The organism is Mesorhizobium sp. M7A.F.Ca.US.002.01.1.1 (genome assembly GCF_004022955.1).
Classification (GTDB): domain Bacteria; phylum Pseudomonadota; class Alphaproteobacteria; order Rhizobiales; family Rhizobiaceae; genus Mesorhizobium; species Mesorhizobium ciceri.
Genome location: NZ_RZQE01000519.1, coordinates 1 through 3,921, shown reverse-complemented (window position 1 = coordinate 3,921; position 3,921 = coordinate 1). Strand labels below are relative to the sequence as shown.

Below are 3,921 nucleotides of genomic sequence, written 5' to 3'. Positions count from 1 at the left end.
GGCCTGCCTTGATCTCGGCATCGCCGGCCAATGCCGACGACACGCAGAGGAATGGAACGACTGCGAATGCGAAAAAGGCGCGGCGCATGGCCTGTCTCCGTTGTCCCGCGAAACATCTTCCCTTGAAATGGTGCTGTCCGAAGACGCATCATAACATACGCTTGGCAGCGCATCGCGGTTTCAGCGATCGCGAATAATCGCTGGCGCTCGGCGGCAGGTTGCATGCTGGCGGAGAGCTGCGGCAGGTCGCAGCCCAGGCCTGGGCCGGCAGAGTACGGATTCCAGCGCTTGAAAGCCCGCCTCCAGTCTGCCAGAAGGGCCGCTGGACTTGGACGTTTAGCGGGACGAAGCCATGAAGGCGTTTTTCGTGCAGATCAAATGCGAGCTCGGCAAATCCTATGAGGTTGCCAGCGCGCTTGCCGATGCCGAGATCGCCTCGGAAATCTACTCCACCGCCGGCAACTACGATCTGCTCGCCAAATTCTATGTCGACGACGAGGAAGACGTCGGCCATTTCGTCAACGAAAAGGTGCAGATTCTCCCCGGCATCAAGGACACGTTCACCGTCGTCACGTTCCGTGCTTTCTAGCCGGTAAACGCATTTGCCCGGGCACGAGGCAAAGGCTGATCAAGGTCATATTTCAGCTGCCTCAATTTTAGGCAGGCGCAACATACTGATCGCCCGTATCTCCCAAATCACCGATTGCGCTTGATTTTCTCCGGCGACGCCAGTGAAATGGCGTCACAGGGGAGTATGCGATTGGCAGCGTTCGATGAAATGCTTCCGGAAGTCTCCGGATTGAGAAGACCGTATTCGGCGTATGATCGCTGGCTGAAGGAGCAGGATCCAGCCAGGCTGACCGAGAAGATGCAGGACGCTGAGCGCGTCTTCCGCAAGACCGGCATCACCTTCGCCGTCTATGGTGAGCAAGAAGCCTCCGAGCGGCTGATCCCGTTCGACATCGTTCCCCGCATCATTTCAGGCAATGAATGGCGGCGCCTCACGCAGGGCATCGAGCAGCGCGTGCAGGCGCTGAACGCCTTCCTCGACGACATCTATCATCGCCAGGAAATCCTGCGGGCAGGGCGCGTCCCCAGGGAATTGATCGCCAGGAATGAGGCATTCCTGCCGGAGATGATCGGGGTCAGGCCGCCGGCCGGCGTCTATACCCACATCATCGGCGTCGACATCGTCCGCATCTCGGAGGACGAGTTCTACGTGCTGGAGGACAATGCGCGCACGCCGTCCGGCGTCTCCTACATGCTGGAGAACCGCGAGACGATGATGCAGCTGTTCCCCGAGCTGTTCCAGAAGATCAAGGTGCGGCCGGTGGAAAACTACCCGCAGCTTCTGCGCCAGTCGCTGGCGGCGGTGCGGCCGCAAAGCACCAAAGGTGCGCCGACCATTGCGGTGCTGACGCCCGGCAGCTTCAATTCCGCCTATTTCGAACACGCCTTCCTTGCCGACCAGATGGGCGTGCAGTTGGTCGAAGGCCAGGACCTGCGCGTGGTCGACGGCCATGTCGCCATGCGCACGACGGAAGGCTACAAGCAGATCGATGTGCTCTACCGCCGCGTCGATGATTCTTTCCTCGACCCGCTGACGTTCCGTCCGGATTCCGCTCTCGGCATACCCGGCATCATGGATGTCTATCGCGCCGGCAACATCACCATCGCCAATGCGCCGGGCACCGGCATAGCCGACGACAAGGCGATCTATTCCTACATGCCCGAGATCATCGAGTTCTACACCGGTCGCAAGGCAATCCTGGGCAACATTCCGACCTGGCGCTGCTCGGAGCCCGACAGCCTGAAATACGTGCTCGAACACATCGACGAGCTGGTGATCAAGGAAGTGCACGGTTCCGGCGGCTACGGCATGCTGGTCGGGCCTGCGGCAACCAAGAAGGAATGCGAGACCTTCGCCAAGAAGTTGGCGGCCAAGCCATCGAATTATATTGCCCAGCCGACGCTGGCGCTGTCGACATGCCCGATCCTGACGGAAAAAGGGCTGGCGCCGCGCCACGTCGATCTCAGGCCCTATGTGCTGGTCTCCGACCGCATCCAGATCGTGCCTGGGGGCCTCACACGCGTCGCGTTGAAGGAAGGTTCGCTGGTTGTGAACTCGTCGCAGGGCGGCGGGACGAAAGATACTTGGGTGTTGGATGATTGAGACGAGTGAATAGGGAATAGTCAGTAGGGAATAGTCAGTAGTCAGTAGCGGAAATAGAGGGACAGGAAATGCCATATTTCATTGAGATTCAATTGCTTAATATTCACTGCTCACTATTCGCTACTCACTAGCCCGAAGGGCCACTTCATGCTTTTAGGCCGCACCGCAAACGGGCTCTATTGGATGAACCGCTATATCGAGCGGGCGGAAAACATGGCGCGCTTGGTCGATGCCGGCCTGCGCATGGCGCTGACCCGCACCCAAAGCGCCTCGGAAGAGTGGAATTCGGTGCTGCTCAGCGCTGGTTCCGACGTCACCTTCAGCCAGAAATATTCCGACTATACCGCCGCCAATGTCGCCGACTTCCTGTTGCGCGACACGTCGAACCCATCGAGCACGATGTCGTCCATCGAGACAGCCCGCAACAATGCCCGCATGGTGCGCACCGCGCTGACGCGCGAGACCTGGGAAAGCATCAACGAAGCCTGGATGGCGCTGAAGCGGATGCTGGCCAAGCCGATCGACGAGCGCGACCTGCCAAGCGTGCTCGACGCCATCAAGCGCGAGACGGCGCTGATCCGCGGCTCGTTCTACGGCACCATGCTGCGCAACGAGATCTTCGACTTCTCGCAACTCGGCACTTACGTCGAGCGCGCCGACAACACGGCGCGCATCCTCGACGTGAAATATTATGTGCTGCTGCCGTCGATCTCCTGGGTTGGCTCGACGCTCGACAATTATCAGTGGGAATCGATCCTGCGTTCGGTCTCGGCGCATCGCTCCTATCGCTGGGTCTACGATGCTGATTACAAGCCGACCAACATTGCCGACTATCTGATCCTCAATGTCCGCATGCCGCGTTCGCTGATGTTCTGCTATCGCTTCCTGTCGGAGCATCTGAAATTCCTCGGCGACGATTACGGCGAGCGCCATGCCTGCCACGCAACGGCCGAGAAGACGCAGACAATGCTGAGAGCCGGGTCGATCAAGGATATCTTCGATACCGGGCTGCATGAATTCCTGGCCAATTTCATTCGCGACAACACCAAGCTGGGCGACGAAATCGCACAAGATTATCGGTTCAATTGAGCATGGTCCCGAAAGGTGGAGCCGGTTTTCTTAGACAAACGGAAACCGTTTGTCCGGAGATCGCGCTCACAAACGGAATAGAAGCATGCGGCTGAAGATTACCCACCGAACTGAGTACCGTTACGATACGCCGGTGCATTATCTGTTGCAGCGGCTGCGGCTGCTTCCGGTCAGCGGGTCGACGCAGACCGTTCTGTCCTGGGCTCTGGCGATCGAAGGCGCGCGCGAAGAGGTCCGCTTTGTCGACCATTTCGGCAACGACACAAGGCTGTTGAGCGTCGAGGGCGAGCGCGACTTCATCACGGTCGAGGCGTCGGGCGAAGTGGTGACGCGCGACACCGCGGGCGTCTCGGGGCCACACCAGGGCTTCACGCCGCTCTGGCTGTACAGCCATGAGACACCATTGACGGTGATCGGCAGCGGTATCCGCGAACTCGCCGCATCGGTTGGCAAGGGCAGCGACATCGAACGGCTGCACCGGCTGATGGCTGTCATCGGAGAGCGCGTCGCCTACACGCCCGGCACGACCAATGCGACGACGCCGGCGGAGGAAGCCTTGGCGCTCAAGACCGGGGTCTGCCAGGATCATACCCATATCTTTGCCGCCGCCGCCCGTGCCATGGGCTTTCCGGCCCGCTATGTCAGCGGCTATCTGATGC

General features: G+C 59.8%; 4 protein-coding genes. All 4 read left to right on the top strand.

Annotation, left to right across the window (positions count from 1 at the left end; genetic code table 11):
* The first annotated feature begins 352 nt into the window (after positions 1–352).
* Positions 353–589 carry an Lrp/AsnC family transcriptional regulator gene (locus EN932_RS30965; protein WP_010909609.1) on the top strand — a complete coding sequence of 79 codons (237 nt, stop codon included), beginning with the start codon at positions 353–355 and terminating at the stop codon, positions 587–589.
* Positions 590–760: 171 nt separating this feature from the next.
* Complete coding sequence (locus EN932_RS30960; protein ID WP_024503502.1) at positions 761–2,173, top strand: circularly permuted type 2 ATP-grasp protein; 1,413 nt, start codon at positions 761–763, stop codon at positions 2,171–2,173.
* 147 nt (positions 2,174–2,320) lie between these two features.
* The gene (locus tag EN932_RS30955) at positions 2,321–3,262 is read left to right on the top strand and encodes an alpha-E domain-containing protein (RefSeq protein WP_024503501.1); all 942 of its coding nucleotides are present in this window, start codon (positions 2,321–2,323) and stop codon (positions 3,260–3,262) included.
* Positions 3,263–3,347: 85 nt separating this feature from the next.
* The coding region (locus tag EN932_RS30950) for a transglutaminase family protein (RefSeq protein WP_164890711.1) at positions 3,348–3,921 on the top strand (574 nt) is incomplete at its 3' end.